General features: G+C 61.8%; 24 protein-coding genes. 8 read left to right on the top strand and 16 right to left on the bottom strand.

Features of this window, described 5'->3' with window-relative positions; translation table 11 throughout:
* Positions 1-13 precede the first annotated feature (13 nt).
* Together AB8841_RS00905 and AB8841_RS00900 are read right to left on the bottom strand one after the other, a co-directional pair.
* Entirely contained in the window at positions 14-505 is a 492-nt protein-coding gene (locus tag AB8841_RS00905; RefSeq protein ID WP_370434008.1) for a hypothetical protein, read from the bottom strand.
* Positions 506-974: 469 nt separating this feature from the next.
* A complete protein-coding gene (locus AB8841_RS00900; protein WP_370434007.1) occupies positions 975-1,664 on the bottom strand; it encodes a response regulator transcription factor in 690 nt (229 codons plus the stop codon).
* Positions 1,665-2,021: 357 nt separating this feature from the next.
* Between AB8841_RS00900 and AB8841_RS00895 the strand changes: the two genes are divergently transcribed.
* A complete protein-coding gene (locus tag AB8841_RS00895; protein WP_370434006.1) occupies positions 2,022-3,437 on the top strand; it encodes a M10 family metallopeptidase in 1,416 nt (471 codons plus the stop codon).
* 30 nt (positions 3,438-3,467) lie between these two features.
* Here AB8841_RS00895 and AB8841_RS00890 read toward each other — a convergent pair whose 3' ends face one another.
* The 5 genes from AB8841_RS00890 to AB8841_RS00870 all read right to left on the bottom strand — a co-directional run bounded on the left by AB8841_RS00890 (position 3,468) and on the right by AB8841_RS00870 (position 6,868).
* Positions 3,468-3,959: a GAF domain-containing protein gene (locus AB8841_RS00890; protein ID WP_370434005.1), complete on the bottom strand. Its 492-nt coding sequence runs from the start codon at positions 3,957-3,959 to the stop codon at positions 3,468-3,470.
* Between the two features lie 128 nt (positions 3,960-4,087).
* On the bottom strand, positions 4,088-4,537 hold the full coding sequence (locus AB8841_RS00885; RefSeq protein ID WP_370434004.1) for a DUF488 family protein: 450 nt from the start codon (positions 4,535-4,537) through the stop codon (positions 4,088-4,090).
* A gap of 8 nt (positions 4,538-4,545) precedes the next feature.
* Positions 4,546-5,121: a cyclase dehydrase gene (locus AB8841_RS00880; RefSeq protein WP_370434003.1), complete on the bottom strand. Its 576-nt coding sequence runs from the start codon at positions 5,119-5,121 to the stop codon at positions 4,546-4,548.
* 11 nt (positions 5,122-5,132) lie between these two features.
* Positions 5,133-6,305, bottom strand: a complete 1,173-nt coding sequence (locus AB8841_RS00875; RefSeq protein WP_370434002.1) for a zinc-dependent alcohol dehydrogenase — start codon at positions 6,303-6,305, stop codon at positions 5,133-5,135.
* 137 nt (positions 6,306-6,442) lie between these two features.
* Positions 6,443-6,868 (bottom strand): NUDIX hydrolase, encoded by a 426-nt coding sequence (locus AB8841_RS00870; RefSeq protein ID WP_370434001.1) that lies wholly within the window; start codon positions 6,866-6,868, stop codon positions 6,443-6,445.
* Positions 6,869-7,061: 193 nt separating this feature from the next.
* On the opposite strand from AB8841_RS00870, the gene AB8841_RS00865 reads away from it, so the two are divergent.
* The 4 genes from AB8841_RS00865 (at position 7,062) to AB8841_RS00850 (ending at position 12,444) form a co-directional block, all read left to right on the top strand.
* Positions 7,062-7,856: an inositol monophosphatase gene (locus tag AB8841_RS00865; RefSeq protein ID WP_370434000.1), complete on the top strand. Its 795-nt coding sequence runs from the start codon at positions 7,062-7,064 to the stop codon at positions 7,854-7,856.
* A gap of 126 nt (positions 7,857-7,982) precedes the next feature.
* The gene (locus AB8841_RS00860; RefSeq protein ID WP_370433999.1) at positions 7,983-9,023 is read left to right on the top strand and encodes an ABC transporter substrate-binding protein; all 1,041 of its coding nucleotides are present in this window, start codon (positions 7,983-7,985) and stop codon (positions 9,021-9,023) included.
* Positions 9,024-9,142: 119 nt separating this feature from the next.
* On the top strand, positions 9,143-11,332 hold the full coding sequence (locus AB8841_RS00855) for an ABC transporter permease (protein ID WP_370433998.1): 2,190 nt from the start codon (positions 9,143-9,145) through the stop codon (positions 11,330-11,332).
* Entirely contained in the window at positions 11,329-12,444 is a 1,116-nt protein-coding gene (locus tag AB8841_RS00850) for an ABC transporter ATP-binding protein (RefSeq protein ID WP_370433997.1), read from the top strand. The genes AB8841_RS00855 and AB8841_RS00850 overlap by 4 nt, the downstream gene beginning before the upstream one ends.
* 138 nt (positions 12,445-12,582) lie before the next feature.
* Here AB8841_RS00850 and AB8841_RS00845 read toward each other — a convergent pair whose 3' ends face one another.
* On the bottom strand, positions 12,583-13,392 hold the full coding sequence (locus tag AB8841_RS00845; protein ID WP_370433996.1) for an ion channel: 810 nt from the start codon (positions 13,390-13,392) through the stop codon (positions 12,583-12,585).
* A 227-nt stretch (positions 13,393-13,619) separates the two neighbouring features.
* Between AB8841_RS00845 and AB8841_RS00840 the strand changes: the two genes are divergently transcribed.
* On the top strand, positions 13,620-14,279 hold the full coding sequence (locus AB8841_RS00840; protein WP_370433995.1) for an HAD family hydrolase: 660 nt from the start codon (positions 13,620-13,622) through the stop codon (positions 14,277-14,279).
* A gap of 8 nt (positions 14,280-14,287) precedes the next feature.
* Here the strand turns inward: AB8841_RS00840 and AB8841_RS00835 are convergent, their stop codons facing one another.
* On the bottom strand, positions 14,288-14,680 hold the full coding sequence (locus AB8841_RS00835; RefSeq protein WP_370433994.1) for a winged helix-turn-helix transcriptional regulator: 393 nt from the start codon (positions 14,678-14,680) through the stop codon (positions 14,288-14,290).
* 103 nt (positions 14,681-14,783) lie between these two features.
* On the opposite strand from AB8841_RS00835, the gene AB8841_RS00830 reads away from it, so the two are divergent.
* Positions 14,784-15,386, top strand: a complete 603-nt coding sequence (locus AB8841_RS00830; protein ID WP_370433993.1) for an NADPH-dependent FMN reductase — start codon at positions 14,784-14,786, stop codon at positions 15,384-15,386.
* A 120-nt stretch (positions 15,387-15,506) separates the two neighbouring features.
* Here the strand turns inward: AB8841_RS00830 and AB8841_RS00825 are convergent, their stop codons facing one another.
* The gene (locus AB8841_RS00825; RefSeq protein ID WP_370433992.1) at positions 15,507-15,860 is read right to left on the bottom strand and encodes a winged helix-turn-helix transcriptional regulator; all 354 of its coding nucleotides are present in this window, start codon (positions 15,858-15,860) and stop codon (positions 15,507-15,509) included.
* Positions 15,861-16,219: 359 nt separating this feature from the next.
* Here AB8841_RS00825 and AB8841_RS00820 point away from each other — a divergent pair, with 359 nt between their 5' ends.
* Positions 16,220-16,606, top strand: coding sequence for an NADPH-dependent FMN reductase (locus AB8841_RS00820; protein ID WP_370433991.1), 387 nt, complete (start codon positions 16,220-16,222; stop codon positions 16,604-16,606).
* Positions 16,607-16,723: 117 nt separating this feature from the next.
* Here the strand turns inward: AB8841_RS00820 and AB8841_RS00815 are convergent, their stop codons facing one another.
* From AB8841_RS00815 to AB8841_RS00790, 6 genes are all read right to left on the bottom strand, one after another.
* Positions 16,724-17,071 carry a cupin domain-containing protein gene (locus tag AB8841_RS00815; RefSeq protein ID WP_370433990.1) on the bottom strand — a complete coding sequence of 116 codons (348 nt, stop codon included), beginning with the start codon at positions 17,069-17,071 and terminating at the stop codon, positions 16,724-16,726.
* A 92-nt stretch (positions 17,072-17,163) separates the two neighbouring features.
* Positions 17,164-18,327, bottom strand: coding sequence for an iron-containing alcohol dehydrogenase (locus AB8841_RS00810; RefSeq protein WP_370433989.1), 1,164 nt, complete (start codon positions 18,325-18,327; stop codon positions 17,164-17,166).
* An 11-nt stretch (positions 18,328-18,338) separates the two neighbouring features.
* A complete protein-coding gene (locus AB8841_RS00805; RefSeq protein WP_370433988.1) occupies positions 18,339-19,730 on the bottom strand; it encodes an aldehyde dehydrogenase family protein in 1,392 nt (463 codons plus the stop codon).
* A gap of 70 nt (positions 19,731-19,800) precedes the next feature.
* Entirely contained in the window at positions 19,801-21,171 is a 1,371-nt protein-coding gene (locus AB8841_RS00800) for a glutamine synthetase family protein (protein WP_370433987.1), read from the bottom strand.
* 61 nt (positions 21,172-21,232) lie between these two features.
* A complete protein-coding gene (locus AB8841_RS00795; protein WP_370433986.1) occupies positions 21,233-22,768 on the bottom strand; it encodes an amino acid permease in 1,536 nt (511 codons plus the stop codon).
* Between the two features lie 64 nt (positions 22,769-22,832).
* Positions 22,833-23,621, bottom strand: a complete 789-nt coding sequence (locus AB8841_RS00790) for an N-formylglutamate amidohydrolase (RefSeq protein ID WP_370433985.1) — start codon at positions 23,619-23,621, stop codon at positions 22,833-22,835.
* Between the last annotated feature and the right edge of the window lie 23 nt (positions 23,622-23,644).

Genomic DNA, 23,644 nt, shown 5'->3' with positions numbered 1-23,644 from the left:
GCCCCTCTGTCTCTTAGGCCATCGACGGACGCGCCTTGAGTGCCTTCAGGCCGCGCCGGATGCCCATGATGAGAAACACCACAAAGAAGATCATGCCCCAGCTTGGGAGCATGGAGCCGAAGTCTGAGCCACGGATGCCGCCGTAGGAGCGATTGAGCTGGACACCAACTTCGAGCATGTTCTTGGCAATGATGAATGCTGCGAAAGCAGCGGCACCACCATTCACAAGGTCGATGAGGCGGCAATTGCTCCTGAGAGCAGGGACGATCGGAGCGATCAGCACCAAGCCCGCGCATGCCGGCAGAAGGAATGCCATCGCGCCCCAGACATCCACGAGCGTCAACGAAGTACTGATACCGAAGGCACCAGCTGAGACAATCGGCGCGAAAATGGAAATGACCGCGAGAACCACGAGGGTAGCGCGGCTGCGGACGTCCGGCACTGTCTTGAACTTATCCAGGATATCGCTTGCGTTTGCGCCGTTGGTCGTGTTGCTGTCAGTCATGATGTCCGATTGAGCCCTGATTGAATTGATACTTCGCTTCGTGTTTGTTGCGTTGGCGGGAGAGGAAACCGTACTCGGCCCTTTTGCAGATCAGCCCGGTATTCTGCCTGGAGCGTGCTTTAACGGCTTCCGCCCGTATTCACGGTGCACATCCCGTTTTTCAAGGAAGTGGCCACGGCCGCCGCAAGGGTGGTCAACCCTGTGTCGGTTTGAGGAGCGGGACAAACATCTTTAGCACCCCCAGAATCTCGCCGCGATCCGGCACCTGCCCCCTCAGCAAGTCAGTCGTTTAGGATCCCATGCCTCAGAAACGATATCGTGCATGAGGTCGCCTCTTCTTAGGCAATGCACACTTCGGATCGTATATGGTAGAAATACCCTGGGCTGTTTACACGCAGGAGAGAGCCTCTCTTCTCTGGGTCGCAACATTTCTGATGGTGAACAGGATCTTCCTTGCCGGGAAGTGGCTCTAGCGGCGCGCCTCGACACCGAGGAACCGTGACATCCAGATCGCTACGGCATGGGTGACGTTTTTTGCCTGGAGCTTGGCTTTGACCGATGCAATGCGATGTTCCACGGTGCGGAATGACGCGTTGGTTTTGAGAGCGATCTCCTTTGAGGAGAACCCCTGTGCCAGGAGGTCAAGAACATCTTCATCGCGACCGGTGAGAACCCTGCGCTCCACGGGGAGCAGGATCCTGGTCTTTGATAATGTGACGGCGAACGCTGAGGCCCCGTTGATCTGCAAGGCGGGGAGGATCACCCGATCGTAAGTGGCAATCTGGTCCTGAATGCGGGACGTCAGGGTCATTTTGCTGATCGCGCCCGATACCTTAGATTCCTGGTATGCAGGCGCAACGTCATTCCGCATGTATGCTTGATCTGGATAGTCGCCAAACAACGTTGAGGAACTCCGGAGATTGACGTTCTCCACAATCCGGTGAAGCGCATACTTCATAGGATCGTCACCCTGCATGTCCACGATGTAGAGATTCGTCGATGGGTCGCAGAGCTCTTCAAGCTGTTTCATGAGCGGGAATGCGTCGACATGAGAGGCCGGCTTCAGGTTGACCCATTGCTCGGCAGCATGAAGAAAAAGCTGTCGGGACTTCATGTCTAATGTACCAATATTACAGTAAGCGCTACTGAATTTATTCATTGATCCTTGCGTCAAGCTGTGGGCGTTAGAACGATTCGCAGCCGGTTCTTCCGGCACCGCGCCGATTTCTGCGACATGGTGTCCGGTACGGGCCGAACATGAAGCAGACCGCTTCTTAAATTCCACTTTCTAGGCTAAAGTTCTCACGCTCGGGAATTATAGAACGTAAGCCTGGGTGCGCTTCGTGGGGCAGGCACGATGTGCCTTCATGATATTTTGGCTGCCGAGCCGATCCGCGGTGGGGTGCTGCGCTCGGATCGGCCACACCCAGCCGGAAAGCCTGCTTCTGAGCACTTCGTATCACTCCGGGCCGCTCCGTATCCGGCAGCAGGCCTCCTTTGACCGGTCGACGACGCAATGCCTTCTACTCTCACGATCACCAGCTCCGGCAATAACTACATCAGGGCTCTGCTAGGCGAAGCGAAATGGGGCACCAACAGTTTTACCTATAGCTTTCCAGCCTCTTCCACCTTCTATGAGCCGTCCTATGGCTACGGCGAATTATACGATAATTTTGGAGCCTTCCTGAGTGCTCAGAAGCCGGCGGCGCGCGCCGCGTTGACGCTCTATGCCTCTGTTGCCAACCTGACCTTTCAGGAAATGTCGGAGACGGCCTCCCAGCACGCGGATATCCGCTTCGCGCGTTCCGATGCCCCCAGCACGGCCTGGGCCTACTTTCCGACGGAGGCGGAGTCCGGCGGCGATGTCTGGCTGAACAGCTCGAGCCACATCTACGATACCCCGCGGAAAGGAAACTACGCTTACGCGACCATCGTTCACGAGCTCGGCCACGCCCTCGGGTTGGAACACACCCATGAGGGCACTGTGATGCCTCTTGGCCGGGATTCGATCGAATACTCCGTCATGAGCTATCGCTCCTATGTCGGAGCCTCCCTGTCGTCCGGCTACACGAACGAGACATGGGGCTATGCGCAATCGCTGATGATGTATGACATCGCGGCGATCCAATATCTCTACGGCGCGAACTACGCGACCAACAGCGGCAACACGACATATGTCTGGACTCCGGCCGGGCGCGCTTATGTCAATGGCGTCCTGCAAAGCACCGCCGGTGGCAACCGGATTTTCGAGACGGTCTGGGACGGCGGCGGGACCGATACCTACGATTTCAGGCAGTATACGACCGGACTCAAGATCGATCTCAATCCAGGCGCATGGACCATCACGTCGAGCGCACAGCTTGCAAAGCTCAACTGGAACGGCACGAAGCTCGCCGCCGGCAATATCGCCAACGCGCTCTTGTCCGGGAACGATATGCGCTCCCTGATCGAGAATGCGCTGGGCGGTTCGGGGAACGACGTGATCAAGGGAAATGCCGCTGCCAACTCGCTGCAAGGCGGCGCAGGAAACGATCAGCTCTCTGGCCGCGACGGGAATGATCGCCTGTCCGGAGGCAGCGGGAACGACAAGCTCTACGGGCAGGGCGGAAGCGACATTCTGACCGGCGGCAGCGGCGCCGATGCCTTCATCTTCCTGAGCCTGAGCGATTCTCCGGCAGCGTCCAGAGACCGGATCACCGATTTCAAGCGCGGCCAGGATCATATCGATCTGCGCGCCATCGATGCCAATACCAAAATCACCGGCGATCAGGCGTTTACCTTCATCGGAAAATCCGCCTTCTCCGGACACGCCGGGCAGCTCAAATTTGCCGGCGGCGTGCTGTCGGCGGATGTGAATGGCGACAAGATTGCCGACTTTGCGGTCAGTGTGACCGGGCTGACCACGCTTTCCAAAGACGATTTTTACCTCTGACGCCGCCGGCGCCGATCCGATGCGCCGGTCCTACAGATCGGACGCCTCCAGATAGATCTGGACGAGGCGCTCGCATCCTTCACGGTCTTCCTCATCGAACCGGTTCGGATGCGGACTGTCCAGATCGAGAACTCCGAACACCTGCCCATTCTTGATGAGCGGTACAACCAGTTCGGAGCGAGATGCGCCGTCACAGGCGATATGGCCCGGGAAGGCGTCGACGTCCGGCACCACGAGCGAAACCCTGCGCTCCACGGCCGTCCCGCAGACCCCGCGCCCCACCGCGATGCGCACGCAGGCGACCTTGCCCTGGAAGGGGCCCAGGACCAGCTCCGGGCCGCGCATGAAGTAGAACCCGGACCAGTTCAGATCGGGAAGAAGCTGATAGATCAGGGCGGACATATTGGCCGCATTGGCAATGGCATCCGGCTCGCCCTCCAGCAGGGCGGCGAGCTGCTGAGCAAGCGACGCATAAAGATCGCGCTTGCTGGTGGACGAAGGGAGAGTTTGAGCTTGGAACATGAGATTCACTTATGAGCCCTGTTCCCGCTTGTCCAGTCCACATCAGGCCCTGACCGGATCACAGGAACTCCTCTTGTGCGAGGAAGCCTTCGAAGGCCGGCTGCCCGAGGCCGTTGTAGTCAAATCGCCTATGGAACCATGAGGTCGATCGTCTCGAAGCCTCTGCTGGCCAGACGTTGCGCAAGGACACGCCGGTGGCAATTGGCAGGATCGCGCTCGAAGCAGAGAAGGCAGATCGGCCCCGATGCGGCCAGGGCCTCGAGGTCGTGGAATGCTTTCTGGGCATCTTCCGTCGAGAGGACTTCGTCGCAGTAGATCCGGCGCATCAAATCGCCGTCGCCGGCCCGGGCGGCTTGGCGTCCCGCTTTGGGGGTTCCGAGCTTGATGAAATGCTCGTACCCGATGCCCTGCCCCAGCAGCCCCTCGCGGAGCGCGGATTTCGAGAACCCGCGCTTCCGGGACAGCGCAACGGCACGCACGTCGGCGAGCGTTTCAACGCCCGCATCCTTCAGTCTGGCGAGGAAGCGGTCGAGATCCGCTCCCTCGTATCCGATGGTGAAAACCTGCGGCTTGGACATGCAGGAGATTACATAGACGGCATCGGATGCTGCGGCAAGTTGGGCTGAGTGTAGGGTCTCAACGCTTCCGGAGTGCGGAAATCACCCGGAACCGCGAAGTCGCGCGCGGCACCGCGAGCCTGTGCGAGCCCGCGCGGATAACCTGTCCGATCCGAATAATCCTGCATCGGCGGCAGGGGATCCGGGCTCTCGCGGCTCAGGGTCTGTGCGCAATAGACGTCGAGCGCCGTCACGCCGGCGACCGCCGCCATGGCGATGCCGACATTGCCCTTGTTCGGATTGGGGCCTTCGAGCGCGGTTGCCAGCGTCGCGAGGTCGAGGCCGTCACCGGCCACGCGACCCCAGATCCAGGGCGTCGGATCCTTCGAGGCGAGAATTCCCACGCCCGTCGCGATTTCCCGCACCCCATAACCGACGATCAGTCCCTCTTGCCCCTTCATGCCGAGCGCACGGGCCAGAGCGCGCGGCGCGACGACCTCCGCAATGCCAAGGGCGATCGAGAACATGCCGAGGCCCCGGGCGAGCGTATCGGTCGCAGTGTCCGCCTGACCGCGCCGACGGGTTCTTTCGGTTTCGTAGCGCATAACATTCACCTTTAAGGTTTGAGAACGACCTTGACGCAGCCGTCCTGCTTGTCGCGGAAAATCTTGTACATCTCAGGCCCCTCTTCGAGGCCTACCGTATGCGTGATCACGAAAGACGGGTCGATCTGGCCGTCCTCGATGCGCCGCAGAAGATCGCCGGTCCAGCGGTTCACGTGAGTCTGGCCGGTGCGGATCGTGAGGCCCTTGTTCATGATGGCGCCGAAGGGAATCTTGTCGAGCAGTCCGCCGTAGACGCCGGGCACGGAGAGCGTTCCGGCAGGGCGGCAGACATACGCCATCTCGCGCAGCACGTGCGGACGGTCCGTTTCCGTCATCGTCGCCTGCTTCACGCGATCATACATGGCGTCGACCGTACCGGCCGCATGCGCTTCCATGCCCACGCAGTCGATGCACTTCTCCGGCCCCTTGCCGTTGGTGAGCTCGTTCAGACGCTCAATGACGCTCTCCTGATCGAAATTGATGGTGACCGCGCCGCCGGCTTCCGCCATGGCGAGCCGCTCCGGAACGCGATCAATCACGATCACCTGCTTGGCGCCGAGCAGGATCGCGCTGCGGATCGTCATCTGGCCGACGGGACCCGCCCCCCAGATCGCTACCGTATCGGTCGGCTGGATGTCGCACTGTACCGCGGCCTGCCAGCCTGTGGGGAAGATGTCGCTCAGGAAGAGCAGCTTTTCGTCGGGAATTCCATCCGGCACCTTGATGTGGGTGGCGTCGGCGAACGGCACGCGCAGATATTCTGCCTGACCACCCGGGTAACCGCCCGTCAGATGCGTATAGCCGAACAATCCCGCGGTCGTATGGCCGAAAGCCTTTGCCGCGATATTGCCGTTGCGGTTTGTTCGCTCGCAGACCGAGAAATTGCCGCGTTTGCACTGGTCGCATTGGCCACAGATAATCGTGAAGGGAATCACGACCCGGTCGCCGACCTTCAGTTTGCCTTTGGCTTCCGCACCCACTTCGACGACCTCGCCCATGGTCTCATGGCCCATGATGTCGCCGTTCTTCATGCCGGGCATGAAATGGTCGTAGAGGTGGAGATCGGAGCCGCAGATGGCACAGCTCGTCACCTTGATGATCGCATCGCGCGGATGCTCGATTTCCGGATCAGGAACCGAATCGCAGCGAATGTCCGTCGTGCCGTGCCAAACGAGGGCCCTCATCGAAATCTCCTTCCAGCATGCCTGCAAACGGCCAAGCTGCGCCGCATGGCCGCGTCGATACGGGAAAGACTTCTTGGGAAGGGTTGCGTTCCCTAACGGGCGGAATTTTCCGGGCCGTACCTCAAAAGACGAGGGCCTCAGACATGCTGGGGCAGGCTGCGGATCAGGTCCGCGAGCGCCGGCTCCAAGACCTGGAGAGCCGCCTCCTCGACCTCGAACCACCGCGCGTCGCGCTGCCCCTTCTCGCGCCAGGATTTGAGCTGTTTCGAAACCTCGAGGGGGTACACGTTCACGCGGCAGAGATCGAAATGGGAGGCGCGACGTTTCCAATAATCATAGGAGCCCATGGGCTCCTGCTTGATCGCGCCTTTCACGCCGGCCTCTTCCTCCGCCTCTCGGGCAGCCGCCTTGTAGGGCTTCTTGCCCTTCATCGGCCAGCCCTTCGGGATCAGCCAGCGCTTGGTCTCGCGGGATGTGACGAGGAGCACCTCGATCCGACCATCCTTGATGCGGAAAGGAAGCGCTGCGACTTGGCTGAGTTCTGCTTGTGGCGTCCGGGGCATTCGACGAGAGTATGATTTTGCGCGGTTAGCTTGTAACGTAATTGATCTGAGCCGGCTAATAAAGGATCAATTTCACAGGCCCGGGGACATCTCCTTTCATCGGAGCAGGTTGCCTCCTGTATTTTCACGACCCTTTATGAACGTGTGACAACAAACCGGCCGCCCTGTGGATCCTGAGGAACGCCTGAACGCTATGACGACTCACAGCCTGGACATGAGATTTGCCGCAGCCTGCGCCATTGCGCGTGAGGCGGGAGTGCTGGCCCGCAAGCGCTTCCTCGAGCGCCCGCGTTCTCAGCGCCCGGATTTCAAAGGCCCTCAGGACTTTCTGACAGCGACCGACGCGGAGGTCGAAGAACTGATCCGGCGCCGCCTGGGAGAGCTGTTTCCCGCCGACTCTTTCTTCGGCGAGGAGGGAGGCGGCTCGTTCGAGCGCGACGTGTGGGTCGTCGATCCCATTGACGGAACGGCTAACTTTGCCCGCGGCATTCCGCATTTCGCCATCTCGATCGCCTTCGTTCGCGACGGCCGGGTCGAAATCGGCGTGATCTACGACGTCATGCATGCGGATCTCTACACCGCCCAGCGCGGACGGGGCGCAATCCTCAACGGCGAGACGATCAAGGTGAGCGGATTGTCCGACATCCGCCAGGCAACGGTGGAGGCGGGCTGGTCCTCCCGCCTGCCGGCGGAGCCCTATGTCGATGCGGTCGCAAAACTCAAGGCAAGCGGCGCGAATGTGCGCCGGGCGGGCTCCGGCACGCTCGGTCTCGCCTATGTGGCGGACGGGAGGATCGACGCCTATTGCGAGCTCCACATCAATTCGTGGGACGCTCTGGCAGGCCTCCTCATCATCGAAGAAGCGGGAGGCTGGACCAACAACTTCCTGGCCAAGGATGGGTTGCGCAGCGGAAACCCCGTTCTCGCCTGCACGCCCGAACTCGCGGAAAACCTCATGGTGGCGACCGGCATCGCGAAGGAGCCCTGACGCGACGACATTATTCTAAAGATTCATTTTCACATCGGCGGCTAGGCTCTTGACCGGACGCGCCATTGAGGGGAGCTTAGCCGACCAATAAAAACCGTGACAATAACCGTAAGGGAGGAAACCAAAATGATGAAGAATTTCGCGGCCGCCACGATGCTGGCCGGCTCCATGACCGCCCTGTCCTTCTTCTCGGCCGGTGCGGCGCAGGCTCAGGGTGAGCTCGTGATGTATTGCGGCGTTCAGGAGGAATGGTGCCGCGCGATGACGAACGCATTCGAGCGCGATACCGGCATCAAGGTTTCCATGACCCGTAAGAGTTCGGGTGAGATCTATGCCCAGATCAAGGCGGAATCCGCCAATCCCCGGGCCGACATCTGGTGGGGCGGCACGGGCGACCCTCACATGCAGGCCGCCGAGGAAGGCCTGACGGTCGACTACAATTCGCCGAAGATGGGTGAGCTGCAGGATTGGGCGGTGCGCCAGTGGGAACAGTCCAAGCACCGCACCGTCGGCATCTATTCCGGCGCGCTCGGCTTCGGCTACAACACGGAACTCGCCAAGTCCAACAACGTGCCCGAGCTGAAATGCTGGGCCGACCTGCTCAAGCCCGAGCTGAAGGACGAAGTTCAGGTCGCCGACCCGAACTCCTCGGGCACGGCCTATACCCTGCTGGCGACGATCATCCAGATCATGGGCGAGGACAAGGGCTTCGAATACCTCAAGGCCCTGCACAAGAACATCAACCAGTACACGAAGTCGGGCGCGGCTCCCGCCAAGGCCATGGCCCAGGGCGAAACGACGGCCGGCATCGCCTTCATGCACGACATCGTGACGATGATCGTGGACAAGGCACCGGTCAAGGTTGTCGCCCCTTGCGAGGGGACGGGCTACGAAATCGGCTCCATGTCGATCGTGAAGGGCGCCAAGAATCTCGACAGCGCCAAGAAATTCTATGATTGGGCCCTGAGCGCGGATGCGCAGAAGCTCGGCGCGGAAGCCAAGTCCTATCAGGTACCGTCCAACAAGAACACGCCGGTTCCGCCCCAGGCTCCGAAGCTCAGCGATATCAAGCTCATCAATTTCGACTTTGCGAAGTACGGCTCGTCGGAAGAGCGCAAGCGCCTCCTGTCCAAGTGGGACAACGAGGTCAAGAACCTGCCCAAATAGGCTGCCTGCACGGGCCGGCGAAGAGCGCTGCGCTCCTCGCCGGCCCGTATTTTTCGACCGTATGGTTTTGACGTCGGGCTTCGACAGAGGCCCGCCTTTGTTGTTACGCGAGAACTGATATGTCCCGGGCAACCCTTGGCTGGATCATTTTGGGCTGGGTCGGCTTCGTCCTCCTGCCCTGGTATGGTTTCGACCGCTCAGCCGCTCCGACCATCGCCGACTATGTCATCGGCGGGTCGGCGCTCGTTCATGGCCTCAAGGGAGCCTGGTGGCTTCTGCCTGTTCTCGCACCGCTGATCTTGAGCCTGCGGCCTGCGGCTCTCCCCGCGCGGACCGACAACAGCATCTGGATGATCGCATCCGGTCTGCTGGGGCTCGCGCTGATCGTTCTCCAGGGTTTCACCATCGGCCTGCACGGCTGGACGATCGACATCCTCAAGACGGCCACCGGCAGCGCGGGACCGAGCCAAGCCGGCATGGGCTATGGCGCTACGCTCACCGCCGTCGCCTTCCTCATCATCCTGTGCCACGGGCTAGCCGCGCGGGGATGGTGTCGGGGCGATGCCTTTGTCACCTCCTCCATCGGCGTTGTCATCGCGCTGATCCTCGTTTTCGTCTTCTTTCCCGTGACGACGATTCTGGCGAGCGCGTTCGCCGACAACAACGGCAACTTCGCCCCTCTCGAGTTCGTGACCAAATTCATGGACCGATCCATCTGGGGGCTCGACTGCCTGTCGAGCGATCTGCGCTGCGGCGTGGCCTGGAACACTCTGTTTCTCGGTCTACTCGTCGGCGTTGGCACCACCGCCCTCGGGCTTGCCTTCGCGCTCATCGCCACGCGCACGGCGTTTCGCTACAAGAAGCTCCTGCGCGTAATGAGCGTTCTGCCCATCATCACGCCGCCCTTCGTGATCGGTCTCGCGTTGATCCTGATCTTCGGACGCTCCGGCGCCCTCTCGGCCGTCCTGTGGGAGTGGTTCGGAATCCCGCGCTCGCGCTGGATCTATGGCCTCCCAGGCGTCTTCATCGCGCAACTTCTCGCTTTCACGCCCATCGCCTTCCTGGTGCTCATCGGCGTGGTGCAGGGCATCAGCCCGACGCTCGAGGAGGCCTCCCAGACCCTTCGCGCCAAGAGCTGGACGACGTTCCTGACCGTGACGCTGCCGCTGATGCGTCCGGGATTGGCGAACGCCTTCCTGCTCGGATTCGTGGAGAGCCTTGCCGATTTCGGCAATCCGCTCGTTCTCGGCGGTAATTTCGAAGTGCTTTCCACCAAGATCTTCTTCGCCGTCGTCGGCGCGCAACAGGATCAGGGGCGGGCCGCCGTGCTCTCGATCGTTCTGCTCGCGTTCACGCTCGGCGCGTTCTGGCTGCAGCATGCGTGGCTCGGCAAGAAGGTCTATACCACGGTGACCGGCAAGGGCGATGCCGGCATTCCGCTGCCTTTGCCGCGCCGGGTGGCCCTTGCGTCCTATTTGACTGTCATCCCTTGGGCTCTGTTCACGGTTGCGGTTTACATCGTCATCCTGGTCGGCGCCTTCGTGCGCTCCATGGGCCGAGACTACACGCCGACCCTCGACCATTTCCTCACGGCTTTCCGGATCGAACGGGCCGATTGGGGCCTCTATTTCTCGGGTTCGGCCTGGAATTCGTTCTTTGCCACGATCAAGGTCGCGGCCCTCTCCGCGCCGCTGACCGCGGCCATCGGCCTGCTGACGGCGTATCTGCTGACTCGCCAGCGCTTCTCGGGCCAGCGCGCCTTCGAATTCGGCACCCTGCTGAGCTTTGCGATCCCCGGCACGGTGGTGGGCGTCTCCTACATCCTCGCCTTCAATGTGCCCCCCATCGAAATCACCGGCACGGGATTCGTGCTCGTGATGTGCTTCGTGTTCCGCAACATGCCCGTCGGCGTGCGCTCCGGCATCGCGACGCTCAGCCAGATCGACAAGAGCCTGGACGAGGCCTCCTTGACCCTCGGCGCCCGCTCGGCCACCACCATGCGCCGTGTGGTGCTGCCCCTGCTCCGCCCCGCCATCGTGGCCTCGCTGGTCTATTCCTTCGTTCGCGCGATGACCGCGGTCAGCGCCGTGATCTTCCTGGTGACCGCCGAGTACAACATGGCTACGACCTACATCGTCGGCCGTGTCGAAGCGGGCGAGTTCGGCCTCGCAATCGCCTATTCCACCGTGCTCATCGTCGTCATGCTGCTCGCGATCCTGGCGATCCAGCTTGCCGTCGGCGAACGGCGTCTCGGACGCCGCTCGCAGAGCACTTCAGCCAGCCCCGTTGCCGCGCAAGCCATTCCATGAACCAGATATCCTCCATCAGCTCCCTGTCCCGCTCCCCGGCATCCAAGAAACAGGCGGCTTCGGTCGAGTTTCGCAACGTGACGAAGCGCTACGGAACCGTCACGGCCGTGGACGACGTATCCTTCACCATCGCGCCCGGCCAGCTCGTGACGCTGCTCGGCCCCTCCGGCTGCGGGAAAACGACGACGCTGCGCATGATTGCAGGTCTCGAAATGGCGAGCGAAGGCCAGATTCTGATCGGCGGACGCGACGTGACGAACCTGTCCGCCGCGGATCGCGACGTGAGCATGGTGTTCCAGTCCTATGCGCTCTTTCCGCATATGTCGGTTCTGGAGAACGTGGCCTATGGGCCGACCGTGCAGGGCGTCTCCAAGAAGAATGCTTACGAGATGGCCATGGAGAAACTCGCGCTGATCGGCCTGAAGGGTCTCGAAAAGCGCGCTCCCTCGGAGCTCTCCGGCGGCCAGCAGCAGCGTGTGGCCGTTGCGCGCGCGCTCGTCCTGGAGCCGCAGGTGCTGCTGTTCGACGAACCCCTGTCGAATCTCGATGCCAAACTGCGCCGCCGCGTGCGCGAAGACATCCGCGAACTGCAGCAGAGCCTCAATCTCACCGTGGCCTATGTCACCCACGATCAGGAGGAGGCGCTCGCCGTCTCCGACCACATCATCGTCATGTCGAACGCCCGGATCGCTCAGACGGGCACACCGCGAGAGCTCTATGAGGAACCCGCGGACCTGTTCGTCGCCGACTTCATCGGCGATGCCAATATCGTCTCCGGCGAGGTCATCGACGGATCGGGAGCGACGGCGAATGTGCGGATTGGCGGCGTGAACCTCGAGCTTCCTCGTCGCGGCGTGGGACAGGGGCCTGTGAAGCTCGCGATCCGCCCCGATGCGATCACGCTCGACGACGGCTCGAACGCTAGCGGTAAAACGATGGGAACGGTCAGGAAAGCATCCTATCTCGGCACGCAGGTGGAATACGAGGTGGAGAGCCCCGTCGGGACCCTGTTCGTCGTTCAATATGGCCGCAAGGATTCCATCGCTGCCGGCACGCCGGTCGCGATCGCCTTCGCGCCGGAGCGTGGCATCGCGATCATTCCCGGAGCCTGATCCTAGAGCATCGGACGCAGGAAGTGGACCCACTTTTGGGATCCAATCCGATGCTCCACTCCTTCAATGGCGCATCGTTGCGAGCGGAAAACCGGGTCCACTTTTCGCTCACGCGGCCCGCTGGGTCCGCACGATGCGCTAGACGTCGCCTTCATCCGGAATGTTGAGGACCGTGCCGCAGGCCTTGCAGTGCACCGCATCCCTGTCGTGACGCTGCAACCCGCAGACGGGACAGGGGTGACGCACCTTGTTGGGCCGCAGGAGAACCTGCACGAGGCGCAGGAACAGCGTCACGCCGCAGATCATGATGATGACCGAGATCAGGTGCCCCAGGGTGCCCGTGAGCGTGATGTCGCCGAAACCCGTTGTGGTAAGCGTCGCGATGGTGAAGTAGAGCGCATCGATGTAATTGCCGATGTCGTGATTGGTCCAGCGCTGCGTCTCGTAGACGAACCCCGTCATGATGAAGATGAAGACGCCGAGATTGACGCTCGCAATGATCACCTCCTCGTTGCGCCTGAAAAAGGGGCTGTCGGAGCGCAGCCGCACCAGAAGCTGATAGGTCCGTAGCAGCCGAACGGTGCGCAGGATGCGCAGAAAGCCGACGCCCTCGCCGACCACAGGGGCGAGAAAGGACACGATAGCGGCGATATCGGCGAAGGTGGCTGGATGGGCGAGGTCGCGCCACCGGTTCCGGCTGATGACGATCCGGGCCAGAAAATCGGCCAGAACGCCGAAGCCGATCACCATATCGACCCGCTCTTCGAAGGGATAGCGTGGCAGGAAGGACGTGATGACGATGAAGAGGATCGTGATGACGTCGAAGAGCAGAAGGCCATAACGGAACCGGTGCGCTTCCGGAGCATCGCCCTCATAGAGAAACCTGAGCCGCTCGATCAATTTCCAGCGGGGCTTTCCGCCATCTTTCCGAGAGGGCGCGTGATGCATAGGAGAAACGTGCTTTCTTTCAGGACCGGGACCCTGACACTATCTATATGGCAGACCTGCAATTCTAACAGGGTGCCATTCCGGCCGAAGCGGTTTACTAGAGCATCGAACGCAAAGGTGGGAACCGGTTTTGCGTGAAAAGATGCTCAAGCAAGGAGAGCATCGGATGTGGATTCGATTTCACGTCCGATGCCGTAGTGCCTCACTGACTTTCCCGAGATAAACGAATGCTCAAAGCTCTGATTTTCGACATGGATGGCACTCTGGTGCACAGCGACCCCGTCCATCTGCGGGCATTCGCGGAGGTTCTCAGCCCCGAAGGCGTGACGATCGACGAGCATGTCTACCGCTCTACGATCATCGGCCGCACCAATGAGTCCATCTTCGCCACTCTCCTGCCCCACCGTTCGGTCGAAGAACATGTGGCCTTCGCCGACGAAAAGGAGGCGGCGTTCCGCCGCCTGGCTCTCGATCTGAAGCCCCTGGACGGTCTCGTCGAGCTTCTCGACTGGGCGGATGAGCGCGGGATCGGGACTGCGCTCGTCACCAATGCCCCCCACCTCAATGCGGAGCACATGCTGGACGTCCTTGGAATCACCAAGCGTTTTCCCGTCCAGGTCACGATCGACCAGGTGGAGCGTGGAAAGCCGGATCCCCTTCCCTATCTGACGGCCCTGGAACGCCTGGGCGTGCGCGCGGACGAGGCCATCGCCTTCGAGGATTCACCCTCGGGCATGAAAGCCGCCAAAGCCGCAAGCCTCTTCTCCTTCGGTATGCTCACCGGCCTGACCGCACAGGACATGCGCGACGTGGGCGCGGACGTCGTCATCGCAGATTTTCACGCCTCTGCGCTGTGGAATGTCCTCCACAGCAAAGCGGCCGCCTGAACCACGCGTCAGGCTGCGTCCGATCGCGCGACAGTACCTGCGGCCTCGTCGAAGCGTCGACGCGCCTGCAGGATCTGCTGCCGGTTCTCGATCGCCCATGAGCCGAGGGCCTTCACAGTCTTGAGCAGGCTGCAACCCAGCTCTGTCAGACGGTACTCTACCCGCGGCGGGATCGTGGGGTAGACCGTGCGCGTCACGAGCCCGTCACGCTCCAATCCGCGCAGGGTCAGGGTCAGCATCCGCTGCGAGATTCCTCCGACGACGCGGCGTAACTCGTTGAATCTCTTAGAGCCGCCACCGAGCTGCACCACGACCTGGACGCTCCATTTGTCGCCGACGCGGGAGAGAATCTCCGTCACCGTATGGCAGTCGGTGGGCACATGGATGTGACTGGGTGTCATGAAAGTGCCTCCTTGCATAAGGCCCGCCAAGTTACCTAATGAGCCCTGGTTACGTAAGGGAACTTAGTATTCGTTCCCATTTGTTGCAAATTCAGGATTCAAGATGACGCTCAAGCTTCATACTATCGTGGCCAGCACGCGCCCTGGCCGCATCGGGCCCGGCATCGCACAATGGTTCAACGACTTTGCCGCCCAGCATGGCAAGTTCGACCCCGTTCTAGTGGATCTGGCGGAGTTCAACCTGCCCATCTTCGACGAACCTGAGCACCCGCGCCTGAGGAACTATCACCACGCCCACACCAAAGCTTGGAGCGAAAGCGTGGCGTCGGCCGACGCCTTCGTGTTCGTGACGCCCGAATACAATTACGGGCCGCCCCCTTCGCTGCTGAACGCCCTCAACTATCTCGCACTCGAATGGGGCTACACGCCCGCGGGCTTCGTGAGCTATGGCGGCATTTCGGGCGGCATGCGCGCCGTGCAGGTCACGAAGCAGATCCTCACCACGTTCAAGGTGATGCCGATTCCGGAAGGCGTGCCGATGCCGATGGTGTTCCAGAACCTGGACAACGGAAAGCTGAAGCCGGCGGACATCTACAAGACCTCCGCCGCCACGATGCTGGACGAGCTGCACAGATGGGCCGAGAGCCTGAAGGCCGTTCGCAGCCAGCACAAGGCCTCGCTGCAGACGAAGGCTCAGGCTGCTTAAAGAGGCAATCCGCAGATACGATGGTAAAGGCGTCGCTGCTTCTGCAGTGGCGCCTTTTCGCCATTGAGCGTCACACCGTGCTCGCCTTGAATCGTCGAGGGCGCCATGCACTATGATGAATCAACACCGGCAAGATCCCGTACAATGGGCAGGATCCTGTCCATCGAAGCGCCGTCTCGCGGAGATGATCTCGCTTCGGTTTCCGACAATCCATTCGACGAGAGGCGCGATGGCGCTCAGCAGAGAGCGTCCGAGATCCGTCAGCCGATACTCGACACGCGGCGGAACGGTCGGAAAAACCGTTCGTGCGACAATCCCGTCCCGCTCCAGATTCCGCAGCGTGAGGGTCATGATACGCTGGGAAATCCCGTTGACGTCTCGACGCAGCTCATTGAAGCGCCTGGGTCCATGCCCGAGTTGGACCAGGACCTCGACACTCCACTTGTCTCCGGTGCGCGCCAGGATTTCCGTCACGGTATGGCAACTCCTGGTCACACGCAGGTTCCCCGGTAACAAAATGGTGCCTCCTTGCAGCGTATCACGAAGCCGTTTTAGGTGGAGGGACCGGCGGCCGCAGGCCGGACGATGCGCCTCATACCCTCACACGCAAGACATGTTATATCGATGAATCTCCATATTGTCATCAGCAGCCACGACCCGGCCGGGGCGGAGTGTTCGTCGCCCGGTGGTTTCATGAGCAGGCGATCCGGCATGGAACATTCGAGATCTCACTCATCGATCTTGCAGATTTCGATTTGCCGCTCCTTGATGAACCCAATCATCCCAAACTTCAGAAATAGGAGCATGATCACACCAGAGCCTGGAGTGACTGCGTGCGGGCGGCCGACGCCTTCGCGTTCGTGACGCCGGAATATAACCATAGCCCATCGCCCGCGCTGGTGAACGCTTTGGATTATCTCTCCAGCGAGTGGCACTACAAACCCGCTGCATTCGTGAGCTATGGGGGTGTATCGGGAGGCCTTCGCGCCGCCCAGATGACCAGGCTGATCGTCGTCGGCCTCAGGATGATGCCGATCCCCGAAAACATCTCCATCCAGCATTACGCTCAGTATCTGGATGAAGAAAAGACCTTCACGCCACCGGCTCAGATTGTCGCCTCGGTCGAACCCATGCTCGACGAGTTGCACAAATGGGCGGAGAGCCTGAAGGCCCTACGCACTCGGCCGAGCGCATCGTGCGGACCCGGCGGCCCGCGCTAGCGCATCGTGCGAAAAAGTGGACCCGGTTTTTCGCATAAACGATGCGCTCCTTTAGGAGGGAGGCCTCGCGGGAGCCGAAGGCTCAGGTGCGCTGCGGGGAGTGACGATGTGCCTTCCTTATGGGGTGGGTCGAATGCGCTTGGGACCGTAAAAGATCACCCAGGTTTTGAACTCGTCCGAAAAAGTCTCGAAACGATGCGGGACATGAGCCGGCACATAGAGCAGATCGCCGGGGCCGAACGTCACGATTTCATCCCCACGGCTGAAGGTGCCGTGCCCTGACGCGATGATGTAGAGCTCATCCCGCTCGTGCGGCTGCTGCTTGTCGGTGCCGACCGGCGCATAGAGTTCGACGGTGATCTCGTCACCCTGTTCGAAGAACGTCTTGAACGGTCCCGCCGCCGAAAGATGCGCCGCTGCTCGAGCAAGCGTGACTTGGATGTCGCTGCCGGAATCGTCGTCCATGAACTTCCTCCAGTTCCAGGGGAGAACCGAGAATCGGCGCGTCTGAAGATCCGGGGCGCCGTTTCTCATTTCGCCGTGATCGAGAGCGACGATCAGATCCGTCCGACAAGTGCGTCCTCGAAGAGCTTGCGAGCGCTCTCCTTCGTGATCGGCACGGGATTGCCGCCGGCGGTAGGGTCGCTGGGGGCCATCTCGGACATTTCCTCGAAGCGGGCACCGTCGACCTTCAAACCCTCCAGGGTGTGCGGCACTCCGAGATCCTTGCGCAGCTTCAGCACCCAATCCAGGAAGGCCTGGAAGGACGGCTGAAGGCCGATGTAAGCGGCCAGGCGCTCGATCCTCTCTTCGATGGCCCGGCGGTTATAGGCCAGCACATAGGGCATGAAGACCGCGTTCGTCAGACCGTGATGGGTATCGTAGAGCGCGCCTGTCGGATGCGACAGGGCATGGATCGCGCCGAGTCCCTTCTGAAATGCCGTGGCCCCCATGGCGGCGGCCGACATCATCTGCGCGCGGGCTTCGATGTCCTTGCCGTCCTGATAGGCGCGCGGGAGATATTCCTTCACGAGGCGAATGCCCTCGACCGCGATGCCGTCGGCCATCGGATGATAGCCCGGCGCGCAATAGGCTTCGATGCAATGGGCGAGCGCATCGAGGCCCGTGCCTGCGGTGATGTGCGGCGGCATGCCCACGGTCAGCTCCGGATCGCAGATGACGATCTTCGGCATCATGAGCGGGTGGAAGATCACTTTCTTGGTGTGGCTGGCCTCCTGCGTGATCACGCCCGCGCGCCCCACTTCCGAACCCGTGCCGGCCGTTGTCGGCACGGCGACGATCGGCAGGATTCCCGAAGGATCCGCCCGGGTCCACCAGTCACCGATGTCCTCGAAATCCCACATGGGACGGGTCTGCCCCGCCATGAAGGCGATGACCTTGCCCGCATCGAGCGCCGAGCCGCCGCCGAAGGCGACGACGCCGTCGTTCTTGCCGGCTTTCAGGGCCTCGAGACCTCTATAGACGTTCGTCTCGACCGGGTTCGGCTTGACGTCGGAAAAGATCGCGGCCTTCAGGCCGTTGCCGGTCAGCTGATCCAGCGCTGCCTTCGTCATCGCCTGAGTGGCGAGGAACGGGTCCGTGACGATGAGCGGAGCCTGCATGCCCAAGGACTTGCAGGCTTCGGCCAGTTCCGCGATGCGGCCCGCGCCGAAGCGGATTGCGGTGGGATAGTTCCAGTTGGAGCGCAAGGACGTGGTCATGGTGCCTTCGATCAGATCTGACGGAGATGATAGGATTTCGGACGGGTGAGGAACTCGTAGGCCAAACGCGACAGGCTCGCGCCGCGGCCCGTATCCTTCACGCCGGTCCAGGCGAGAGCCGGATCGAGATAATCGCAACGGTTCATGAAGACGGTTCCGGTTTCGAGCTTCTCGCCAATCGCCTCAGCGGCATCCACGTCGGAGGTCCAGATGGCCGCCGAGAGGCCATAGGCCGAGTCATTCATGAGGCGGATCGCCTCCTCGTCGCTCTTCACCTTCATGATGCCGACGGTGGGCCCGAAGCTCTCCTCGCGCATGACGCTCATGGAATGTTCGACATCGGTGAGGACCTGAGGCGCCAGATAGGCTGTGCTGCCCGTATCCGCGGGAAAGTTCTTCGCATCGATATGAGCCCTCGCGCCCTTCGCCAGCGCTTGCGCATTCTGATCGCGCACGAGATCGGCGAACCGCCGATGCGCCATTGGGCCGAGCGTCGTCGCATCCTCCAGCGGGTTGCCGAGCACGTACTTGTTGACCAGCTCGATGGAGCCCTCCACGAAACGATCGTAGTGCTTCTCATGCACATAAATGCGCTCGATACCGCAACAGCACTGGCCCGAGTTGAAGAACGCGCCGTCGACCAGGTTCTCGATCGCATGGTCGATATTCGCATCCTCGCGCACATAGGCCGGGTCCTTGCCGCCGAGTTCGAGGCCCAGCGACGTGAAGGTGCCCGCCGCCGCGCGCTCGATGGCGCGCCCGCCTGCCACCGAGCCGGTGAAGTTGCAATGATCCACGAGACCGCTGCTCAAGATGCGGCCCGTCTGATCGTGGCTGAGGTACAGGTTCCGGAACAGGCCTTTCGGCATGCCCGCGCGATCCATCGCCATCTGGAAACGCTCGCCGGCGAGCAAGGTCTGCGAGGCGTGCTTCAACAACACCGCATTGCCGGCCATGAGCGCGGGCACGATGGTGTTGATGGCGGTGAGATAGGGATAATTCCATGGTGCGACGACCAGCACGAGTCCTACCGGCTCACGCTTGATCATGCGTCGGAAGCCCGGCTTCTCGTCATCGGCGGAAAGGGGCTGGAGACTCTTTTCCGCAATGCGGATCATATGGCGCGCACGCTCTTCGACACCGCGGAACTCGCCGCCATAGCGCACCGGGCGGCCCATCATCTGGGCGATTTCCGGCACGACCTCCTGGTTCATGGCGATGAGCGCTTCGAGGAAGGCCGAGACCTTGCCCGCGCGCTCGTCCAAGGGCACGTGGCGCCACGCCGCTTGCGCCGCGCGGGCGGACGTGATCGCCTCGTCGATGGCCGCATCGGACATGAGGGGACGGCGGACAAGCTCGCGTCCGTCGATCGGAGAAATACAGACGATATCGGTATCAGCCATGGTCTTCGCATTGAAAGCCTATGGCCTGGTGAGGCCACAGCCTTCTCCCGTGTTGAAGCTTGAAAGTCTTTTAAATGATTTCGAAGTAGCGGGCGAGCTGCCAATCCGTAATGGCCTTGCGGGCCTCCCGCTCCTCCCATTCACGCGTCGCGGCATAATGGTCGACGAAGGTGTCGCCGAAGAGATGGCGCGCAGCCTGCGAGTTCCTCAGCCTGTGGGCTGCCTCGCCCAGGGAACGCGGCAAGGCCCGTTCCTTCGGGTGCTCCACCGCATAGGCGTTCCCTTCGACCGGCTCGCCGGGCTCGATGCGGTTCTCGATGCCCCAGAGCCCGGAGCCGATGGCTGCCGCCAGAGCAATATAGGGGTTGATGTCGGCGGCGGCGACCCGGTACTCGACGCGCTGGGACTTCTCGGAGCCCGGAATGACCCGAAGCGCCGTGGTTCGGTTCTCCACGCCCCAGGCGGAATCCGTCGGCGCCCAGAAACCCGGGATGAGACGGGTATAGCTGTTCACCGTCGAGGCCACCATGGCGAGGATCTCGGGCATGAGCTTCTGCTGGCCGCCCACGTACCAGCGCATGATCTCGGACATGCCGTATTTGGCGCCGGGGTCGTAAAAGGCCCCCTTGCCCGTACCGAGGTCGCGCAAGGATGAATGCAGATGGCCCGATTGACCGGGCCAGTCGCGGGACCACTTGGCCATGAAGGTCGCCATCCAGCCGCGGCGCTGCGCGAGGATCTTCGTATAGGTCTTGAACAGAGCCGCCTTGTCGGCCGCACGTAGCGCATCGTCCACCCGGATCGCCGCCTCCAGCACGCCCGGTCCGGTTTCCGTGTGCAGCCCCTCGATCTCGAAATCCATCTTGTTCGCAAGGTCGAGGAGCTCGTGATAGAAATCCGCATGCGCCCCTGAGCGCAGCACCGAATAGCCGAAGAAGCCCGGCGTGATGTTCTTCAGATTGCGGTAATCCTTCTCGCGCACGGAATGGGGCGTCTCCTCGAAGAGGAAGAACTCGAATTCGGCGGCGGCGGATACGCAAAAGCCCATATCCTCCGCCCTCTTCAGGACCCGCCGCAGAACGCCCCGAGGGCACGCGGGCTCGGCATATCCGTCGAACTCGGCCAGGAAGAACGGAAGATCGTTCTCGAAGGGGATGAGGCGCATGGTCTCGGGGAGCACCCGTGCCGTCGCGTCCGGATAGGCCGTGTGCCAGCCCGTCAACGTCGTGTTGTCGTAAAGCTGGTCGTTGGAGTCCCAGCCGAGCACCACGTCGCAGAATCCGAACCCTTTCTCGAGCGCGGATTCGAACTTGTCGCGGGCCATGTACTTGCCCCGCATGATACCGTCGATATCGCTCAGCCCGATCTTGACGAAAGGCAGGTCGCGGCTGCGCACATAGTCCATGGCATCGGCGGCGTTCTTGATTGTGGGAGCGGTCATGCTCGAAACCCCAACGAGACGGATGGAGGGAGCGCACATCATGCGCGCTCCCGGACTGCGATCAATAGGACTTGTATTCGGTCTCGCCCCTGGAGACGGCGAACTCCTCCTCCGGCGAGAGGATGAGCTTGTGGCGTCCATGAACCAGGAAGTAGGCCATCATGACCGCATAATAGGCCGCAACGCCCATGACGGCCGTGCGGAAGGCCGCATCGGAGAACTGGAAGACGAGCGTGACGGCGGCGATGACCATGCAGATCACGGCGCCCGCAAGACCGAACGGGCTCGAATAGGGCCGGTGCAGCTGCGGGAACTTCTTCTTGAGCACGATATAGGACATGCCCTGCATGAAATAGGCCAGCATCGCGCCGGCCACGGCCATGTTGAGCAGCGTGCCGCCGATCAGGGCGCCGCCCGCATCGGCGCCTAGGGAGAACCAGATGATCAGCATCACCAGGAGGCCGGTCACCGCGCCCGTGATCAGGGCGATATGCGGCGTCTTGCGTTCGCCATGGGTCACCGACAGGAAGCTCGGGAAATACCCGGCCCGCGACAGCGAATAGATCTGGCGTCCGAAGGCGAAGATGATTGTGTGGAACGAGGCGATGAGGCCGATCACCGCGATGGCCGCGAGGATCTTGGCGATGTCCGTTCCAAAGAGGGTCCGGAACCCCTCGAGCAGCGGCTCGCCCGACTTGCCGAGCCCCGCGGCGCCCGGCGCGATGCTCGTGTTCAGGAAGAGCACGAGAAAGGCGGAGGTGATGAGGGTCAGGATGCCGGCGATGATACCCTTCGGCATGTCGGCCTGTGGATCGTGCGATTCCTCTGCTGCGAGCGGCAGCTGCTCGATGGCGAGGAAGAGCCAGACGGCGAACGGCAGCGAGGCCAGGATACCGACGATTCCATTGGGGAGGAACGGGCCTCCGCCGCCCGGCAGCTCGGCGCCGTCGGCCCCGATATTCAGGGCCCAGCGCGAGAAGTCGATTTGACCGGACAGCAGGACCGATCCGTAGAAGAAGGCCAGGACGGCGAGGGCCAGGACGGTCACGGTGACGGTCACCCTGAAGGACAGCTCGACGCCGACGATGTTCAGGCCGACGAAGAGGGCATAACAGAGGATCCAATAGACGGGCTGGAATGCGGGTGCGGTCTCGAAGATCGCCGACAGGTACGAGCTGATGAAGAACACGATGACGGCGGGCGTCAGCACGAACTCGATGTTCTCCGCGATACCCGTGACGTAGCCCGCCCATGGTCCCATGGAGGTGCGCGCGAAGGAATAGGCGCCGCCCGTATGCGGCAAAGCCGGCGACATCTCCGCGATGGAGAAGGTCAGGCCCAGATACATGATGGCGATGATGATGGTGGCGAAGAACATGGAGCCGAAGCCGTTGGCGAGGCCCAGATTCCAGCCTGAGTAATGGCCCGAGATCACGGCCCCCACGCCGAGCGCCCAGAGCGACCAGACGCGCGCATGACGCTTGAGACGCCGCGCTTCGAAGTAACTGTCATCCACGGTTGTATAGGTGATGCCGGCGGAACTCTGCGCTCCGACCGGCGGGGCGTGAACCCCCGAACTTCCCTGTCCGACTGACATAGACTCTTCCTCCACGAATAGTCTGCCTCTCGAACCATGGCGCATCATGCGCCATGGCGGTCCGTTACAGCGTCCGCGCCCCCTCCCTCAAGAGCGGCGCAAGACGGTGAGCCCACGACGCCTGTCCGTCTTCCGTGCGGATCAGATCATTGCGGATTTCGATCATCAGCGGTGCGAGTCCGCGCCTCTCGGCATGGCGCTCGAGGGTGTGAAACACCCGGTCCGCCGGCGAATAGGGTTCGTTCATGCCCAGGACGAGGGCCGGATCCCGGTGCAATCCGGCCTCGACGCTACGCGCAAAGCGCTCGTCGCGGTTGAAGATGAGGCCGATATGCCACGGACGCGGCACGCCCTGGTAAACCGGCGTGAACGAATGAACGGTGACGATGCCGCTTATCTGTCCCGCGGACACGCGGGCTTCGACGAAGCGGCTCACCATCCCGTGAAACACATCGTAGACCTCGCGGACCCGGTAGGCCCGTTCGTCAGCATCGAGGTTCTGGTTGCCGGGAATGGTCGTGCGCTCGCTGAGCGTCCAGATGGAATCGGGCGCTGAAGGATCACGATTGAGGTCGAGAACCAGGCGCGAGACGCCCGCATGGATGAGCGGCGCATCGAGCAACCGGGACAGCTCCTTCGCGACCCCGACAGCTCCTGGATCCCAGGCGATATGGCTCTCGAGCTGGTCCGCACTCAGACCGAGCGTCCCATAGCGCTCGGGAAGGTGCTTCGACGCATGCTCGCAGATCAGCAGGATGGGCGAACGCCCCTGGGGGTTCTCCACGAGGACAACCGGCTTCGCGACCGGGGCGGCCGCCGTCCTGCCGGTGTCTGTCCGACTCGCATGGATCATGCGGCCTCCGTTTAGCCTGCCAG

The sequence above is a fragment of the Microvirga sp. TS319 genome, assembly GCF_041276405.1.
Taxonomy (GTDB): Bacteria; Pseudomonadota; Alphaproteobacteria; order Rhizobiales; family Beijerinckiaceae; genus Microvirga.
Note: the sequence above shows the minus strand (reverse complement) of the source record. Positions and strands in the feature narration are given on the sequence as shown.

Coding starts and splice junctions, on each gene's coding strand:
- AB8841_RS00815 (WP_370433990.1), bottom strand. CDS start 17,071: ATGGACGACGATTCCGGCAGCGACATCCAAGTCACGCTTGCTCGAGCA.
- AB8841_RS00845 (WP_370433996.1), bottom strand. CDS start 13,392: ATGCATCACGCGCCCTCTCGGAAAGATGGCGGAAAGCCCCGCTGGAAA.
- AB8841_RS00895 (WP_370434006.1), top strand. CDS start 2,022: ATGCCTTCTACTCTCACGATCACCAGCTCCGGCAATAACTACATCAGG.
- AB8841_RS00840 (WP_370433995.1), top strand. CDS start 13,620: ATGCTCAAAGCTCTGATTTTCGACATGGATGGCACTCTGGTGCACAGC.
- AB8841_RS00835 (WP_370433994.1), bottom strand. CDS start 14,680: ATGACACCCAGTCACATCCATGTGCCCACCGACTGCCATACGGTGACG.
- AB8841_RS00805 (WP_370433988.1), bottom strand. CDS start 19,730: ATGGCTGATACCGATATCGTCTGTATTTCTCCGATCGACGGACGCGAG.
- AB8841_RS00905 (WP_370434008.1), bottom strand. CDS start 505: ATGACTGACAGCAACACGACCAACGGCGCAAACGCAAGCGATATCCTG.
- AB8841_RS00870 (WP_370434001.1), bottom strand. CDS start 6,868: ATGCCCCGGACGCCACAAGCAGAACTCAGCCAAGTCGCAGCGCTTCCT.
- AB8841_RS00890 (WP_370434005.1), bottom strand. CDS start 3,959: ATGTTCCAAGCTCAAACTCTCCCTTCGTCCACCAGCAAGCGCGATCTT.
- AB8841_RS00855 (WP_370433998.1), top strand. CDS start 9,143: ATGTCCCGGGCAACCCTTGGCTGGATCATTTTGGGCTGGGTCGGCTTC.
- AB8841_RS00810 (WP_370433989.1), bottom strand. CDS start 18,327: ATGACCACGTCCTTGCGCTCCAACTGGAACTATCCCACCGCAATCCGC.
- AB8841_RS00830 (WP_370433993.1), top strand. CDS start 14,784: ATGACGCTCAAGCTTCATACTATCGTGGCCAGCACGCGCCCTGGCCGC.
- AB8841_RS00795 (WP_370433986.1), bottom strand. CDS start 22,768: ATGTCAGTCGGACAGGGAAGTTCGGGGGTTCACGCCCCGCCGGTCGGA.
- AB8841_RS00790 (WP_370433985.1), bottom strand. CDS start 23,621: ATGATCCATGCGAGTCGGACAGACACCGGCAGGACGGCGGCCGCCCCG.
- AB8841_RS00800 (WP_370433987.1), bottom strand. CDS start 21,171: ATGACCGCTCCCACAATCAAGAACGCCGCCGATGCCATGGACTATGTG.
- AB8841_RS00860 (WP_370433999.1), top strand. CDS start 7,983: ATGATGAAGAATTTCGCGGCCGCCACGATGCTGGCCGGCTCCATGACC.
- AB8841_RS00875 (WP_370434002.1), bottom strand. CDS start 6,305: ATGAGGGCCCTCGTTTGGCACGGCACGACGGACATTCGCTGCGATTCG.
- AB8841_RS00880 (WP_370434003.1), bottom strand. CDS start 5,121: ATGCGCTACGAAACCGAAAGAACCCGTCGGCGCGGTCAGGCGGACACT.
- AB8841_RS00900 (WP_370434007.1), bottom strand. CDS start 1,664: ATGAATAAATTCAGTAGCGCTTACTGTAATATTGGTACATTAGACATG.
- AB8841_RS00885 (WP_370434004.1), bottom strand. CDS start 4,537: ATGTCCAAGCCGCAGGTTTTCACCATCGGATACGAGGGAGCGGATCTC.
- AB8841_RS00850 (WP_370433997.1), top strand. CDS start 11,329: ATGAACCAGATATCCTCCATCAGCTCCCTGTCCCGCTCCCCGGCATCC.
- AB8841_RS00865 (WP_370434000.1), top strand. CDS start 7,062: ATGACGACTCACAGCCTGGACATGAGATTTGCCGCAGCCTGCGCCATT.